Source organism: Streptomyces sp. NPDC059679 (assembly GCF_042734105.1).
Lineage (GTDB): Bacteria > Actinomycetota > Actinomycetes > Streptomycetales > Streptomycetaceae > Streptomyces.
Genome location: NZ_JBHWES010000160.1, coordinates 1 through 5,087, shown reverse-complemented (window position 1 = coordinate 5,087; position 5,087 = coordinate 1). Strand labels below are relative to the sequence as shown.

The following is a 5,087-nucleotide window of genomic DNA, read 5'->3' as shown; positions in this document are numbered from 1 at the left end:
ATCGACGCCGGATCGAACAGATCGGTCCGGTAGTCGACATGCCCACTCAACCCACCCGGACTGCCATCCCCCGCACGCAACTCGCTGAGATTGACGGTGAGGTCGAATCTGGCGGCGATCCCGCCTATCGGCTGATGGGCGATGTCCAGCCCCGGAAGGTCCAGGCTGGGTCGGGTGTTGTTCTGGAAGGAGAGCATCACCTGGAACAGGGGGTGCCGCGCCATCGACCGCTCCGGGTTCAGCACCTCCACCAGCCGCTCGAACGGCACGTCCTGGTGGGCGTAGGCGGCCAGGTCCGTCTCCCGTACCCGTTCCATCAGCTCACGGAACGTGGGATCGCCACTCACATCCGTACGCAACACCAACGTGTTCACGAAGAAACCGACCAGATCGTCCAGCGCGTCATCCGTGCGCCCGGCGATCGGGGTGCCGATGGGGATATCAGTGCCCGCGCCCATCCGGGTGAGCAGGACGGCCAGGGCGGCCTGGACGGTCATGAAGACACTCGCCCCGCTGCCCTGCGCCAGCTCGACCAGTTGGGTGTGCACCCCGGCCGGCACCCGCACCGCCACACTTCCACCCTCATGCGATGCCACGGCCGGCCGGGGTCGGTCCACCGGCAGCTCCAGCTGCTCCGGCACGCCTGCCAGGGCAGCCGTCCAGTAGGCCAGCTGCTGTGAGATCACACTGTCCGGTTCGTCTTCGCTGCCCAGAACCTCACGCTGCCACAGGGCGTAGTCCGCGTACTGCACCGGCAGCGCTTGCCATCCGGGCGCCTTGCCGTCGGCACGGGCCTTGTAGGCGGTGGTCAGGTCGCGGGCGAAGGGGGCCATCGACCAGCCGTCTGCAGCGATGTGGTGTACGACTGCCAGCAGTACGTACTCATCCGGCGCCACGGCGAACAGGCGTACCCGCAGCGGAAGGTCACACGAGAGGTCGAACCCGGCGCGAGCCTCCTTCATCAGTGCTTCGGCCAGGTCCTCGTCGGCCACATCCAACACCTGGAACACCGACGCGACGTTGCCTGGAAGGATGTGCTGGCGGGGCTGGCCGTCGGTCTGGGGGAAGAGTGTCCGCAGGCTCTCATGACGTCCGACCACGTCGGTCAGGGCCAGGCGCAGGGCGTCGATGTCCAGTTGGCCGCGTAGCCGAAGCGACATGGGGATGTTGTAGGTGCCGGAGGGGCCTTCGAGTTGGCCGAGGAACCACAGCCGGCGTTGTGCGAAGGAGACCGGGACGGTCTCTGGCCGTGGCCTGCCGGTCAGTGGCTGTCGTGTCAGGCTGGTTTCTTGATCTGTTCGTGCGCTCAGTCCGGCGACGGTCGGGGACTCGAAGAGCGCGCGGATGCCGAGCTCCAGGCCCAGGGTGGTGCGGATGCGGCTGATGAGGCGGGTGGCGAGGAGGGAGTGCCCGCCGAGGGAGAAGAAGTTGTCGTCGATGCCGATGCCGGCGACACCCAGCACTTCCGCGAACAGCCCGCACAGGATCTCCTCGCGCGGCGTGCGCGGGGCGCGGCGGGTGAGGGTTGTGGTGTAGTCGGGGGCGGGCAGGGCCCTGCGGTCCAGCTTTCCGTTCGGGGTCAGGGGCAGCCGTTCGAGGACGACGAGTGCCGAGGGGACCATGTAGTCCGGCAGTCGGCCCCTGGCCACTTCCAGCACCTGAGCGGCGTCAAGCCCCACACCCGCGTCCGTGGGCACCACATAGCCGACCAGACGCCGGTCTCCGGGCCGGTCCTCCCGTACCAGGACGGCGGTCTGCGCCACGGCGTCGTGCGCCGCCAGGACGCTCTCCACCTCACCGGGCTCGATACGGAAGCCACGCACCTTGACCTGGGCGTCCGAACGCCCCACGAACTCCAGCTGCCCGTCCGCCCGCCACCGGACCACATCGCCTGTCCGGTACATCCGCGACCCCGCCGCCGTGCCGAACGGATTCGCCACAAACCGCTCCGCCGTCAGGCCAGGCCGTCCCAGATACCCTCGGGCCAGTTGCGCGCCGGCGATGTAGAGCTCGCCGGGCACCCCCACCGGCACTGGTTGCAACGTCGCGTCCAGCACATACACCTGTGTGTTCCACACAGGGTGACCGATGGGGGGAGCGGTGGCCAGCTCATCGTCGGTGAACCATGACGTGGAGTAGACGGTGGCTTCGGTGGGCCCGTAGCAGTTCGCGAGCAGACCTCCCGGAACGGCGGCACGAATGGCGTTCGCCACGTGCGGCGTGATGGCCTCTCCGGCCAACACCACTGTCCCCGCGTCAATGCTCCCACCGCTGCTGAGGAGAGTTGAGACAACGGAGGGAACACCGCTGATGAGGCAGGAAGACCCACTGCTCGGCACACTGCCACCAAGAGCGAGCAGGTCGCGGACCACCTCGACGCGTCCGCCCGTGATGAGCGGCGTGAAGAGCTCGAAGACCGAGACGTCGAAGTTGAGAGACGTCGAGACGTACACATGAGTCAATCGCTCGGGCCCGAATTCGGAGACGGCCCAGGTGATGAGATTGACCACGCTCCGCTGCTGGACCGTCACGCCCTTGGGGCGACCGGTCGAGCCGGAGGTGTAGATGACGTAGGCGGGATGCTGGGGGAGCAGGCCGCCCGTGCGGTCGGCGTCCACGACATCCGCATCGTCGTATCGAGAGGCCCACTCGTCATCCACCATCAGCCGAGGCAGATCGTCGGCTGGGGGGAGGGCGGCGGATGTGGTGGTGTCGGTGACCAGGAGTGTGGGGGCCGCGTCCTGGAGCATGTAGTGGATGCGGTCGGTGGGGTAGTCCGGGTCGATGGGGAGGTACCCCGCGCCGGCCTTGAGGATGGCCAGCAGTGTTACGACCAGCTCGGCCGAGCGTGGCAGGGCCACCGCCACCAGCCGCTCCGGCCCGGCGCCCTGGGCGATCAGGTACCGCGCCAGCCGGTTCGCTCGGGTGTTGAGGTCGGCGTACGTCACCTCCTGGCTCTCGAAGACGACGGCGACCGCGTCGGGGGTGCGCTTGACCTGGGTCTCGAAGAGCTCGGGCAGCAGGGCGTCCGGGAGCGGCTGTGCGGTGTCGTTCCAGTGGGTGAGGACCTGGTGCCGTTCGGCCTCGCCGAGTATGTCGATCTGGCTGACCCGGGTGTCCGGATCGGCGGTGACTGTCGCCAGGACGTGGACGAGCCGTGTGGCCAGCGCCTCGATGGTGGTGGGGTGGAAGAGGTCGGTGCGGTAGTCGAGGTGTCCGGTGAGGCCGTCGGCGGCGCCGTCCGCGGCGCGGTGCTCACTGAGATTGACCGTCAGGTCGAATTTGGCGGCGGTGCCACCCATGGGCTGGCGGGTGACATGGAGGCCGGGGAGGTCGAGGGTGGGGTGGGTGTTGTTCTGGAGGGCGAGCATCACCTGGAACAGGGGGTGATGTGCCAGGGAGCGTTGCGGGTTGAGTACTTCCACGAGGCGTTCGAAGGGCACGTCCTGGTGTGCGTAGGCGGCCAGGTCCGTTTCCCGTACGCGTTCGATGAGCTCGCGGAAGGTGGGGTCGCCACTGGTGTCCGTACGCAGGACGAGGGTGTTGACGAAGAAGCCGACCAGCTCGTCGAGCGCGTCGTCGGTGCGTCCGGCGATGGGTGTGCCGATCGGGATGTCATGGCCTGCGCCCATGCGGCTCAGAAGGACGGCCAAGGCGGCCTGGACGGTCATGAAGACGCTTGCGCCGCTGTCGTGGGCCAGCTCCACCAGCCGGGCGTGTACGGGCGCCGGCACGCGCAGCGCCACGCTGTCGCCCTCGTACGATGCTACGGCGGGCCTGGGGCGGTCGACCGGCAGCTCCAGCTGCTCGGGCACGCCGGCCAGGGTGGTGGCCCAGTACTCCAGCTGGGCGTTGACCAGGCTGTCGGGGTCGTCTTCGTGGCCGAGGATTTCCTGCTGCCAGAGGGTGTAGTCCGCGTACTGCACCGGAAGCGCGCGCCATCCGGGTGCCTTGCCGCCGGCGCGGGCCTGGTAGGCGGTGGTCAGGTCGCGGGCGAAAGGCGCCATCGACCAGCCGTCTGCGGCGATGTGGTGTACGACCGCCAGCATTACGTAGTCGTCCGGCCCGAGCTTGAACAGCCGTACGCGCAGCGGCAGCTCGCGGCCGAGATCGAACCCAGTGGCGGCCTCCCGCTTCAGCGCCCCCGCCAAGTCTTCCTCGGCGATGTCCAGCACTTCGAACACCGATGTCGCGGTGCCTTGGAGGATGTGCTGGTAGGGCTGGCCGTCGGCCTGGGGGAAGACCGTACGCAGGCTCTCATGCCGCTCGACCACGTCGGTCAGGGCCAGGCGCAGGGCGTCGGTGTCCAGTTGGCCGCGTAGCCGTAGCGACAGGGGCATATTGTAGGTGCCGGAGGGGCCTTCGAGTTGGCCGAGGAACCACAGCCGGCGCTGTGCGAAGGAGACGGGTACGGTTTCGGGCCGGGTTTGGGGGGTGAGTTTGGGGCGTGTTCGTGTGGTGTGGGCGTTGGATGTGTGGAGGTGTTCGGTGAGGCCGGCGACGGTGGGTGTTTCGAAGAGGGCGCGGATGGTGAGTTCGACGTCCAGGGTGGTGCGGATGCGGCTGATGAGGCGGGTGGCGAGGAGGGAGTGTCCACCGAGCGCGAAGAAGCTGTCATCGATGCCGACATCGGGGACCGCGAGGACTTCGGCGAAGAGACCGCACAGGATCTCCTCGTGCGGTGTGCGGGGTGCTCGGCGGGCGGTGGATGTGGTGTAGTCGGGGGCGGGCAGGCCCTTGCGGTCCAGCTTGCCGTTTGGTGTCAGGGGCAGTCGGTCGAGGGTGATGAGTGCGGTGGGCACCATGTAGTCGGGGAGCCGGTCCCTGGCCACCCCCAGCACCTCGGCGGTATCAACTCCCACTTCCGCATCCGTCGGCACCACATAGCCGACCAGCCGCTTGTCGCCGGGCTGGTCTTCACGAACGAGGACGGCGGCTTGGGCGACCGCCTCATGGGCAGTCAGGACGGCTTCGATTTCGCCGGGTTCGATGCGGAAGCCGCGGATTTTGACCTGGGTGTCGGTGCGGCCGAGGTGTTCGAGTGTGCCGTCGTGGTTCCAGCGGGCGAGGTCGCCGGTGCGGTACAT

The 5,087-nt window shown here is 68.2% G+C and carries 1 protein-coding gene; it reads right to left on the bottom strand.

Features of this window, described 5'->3' with window-relative positions:
• Window positions 1-5,087: amino acid adenylation domain-containing protein (locus ACFV2X_RS55270; protein WP_385631838.1), on the bottom strand; the 5,087-nt coding region annotated here is incomplete at both ends.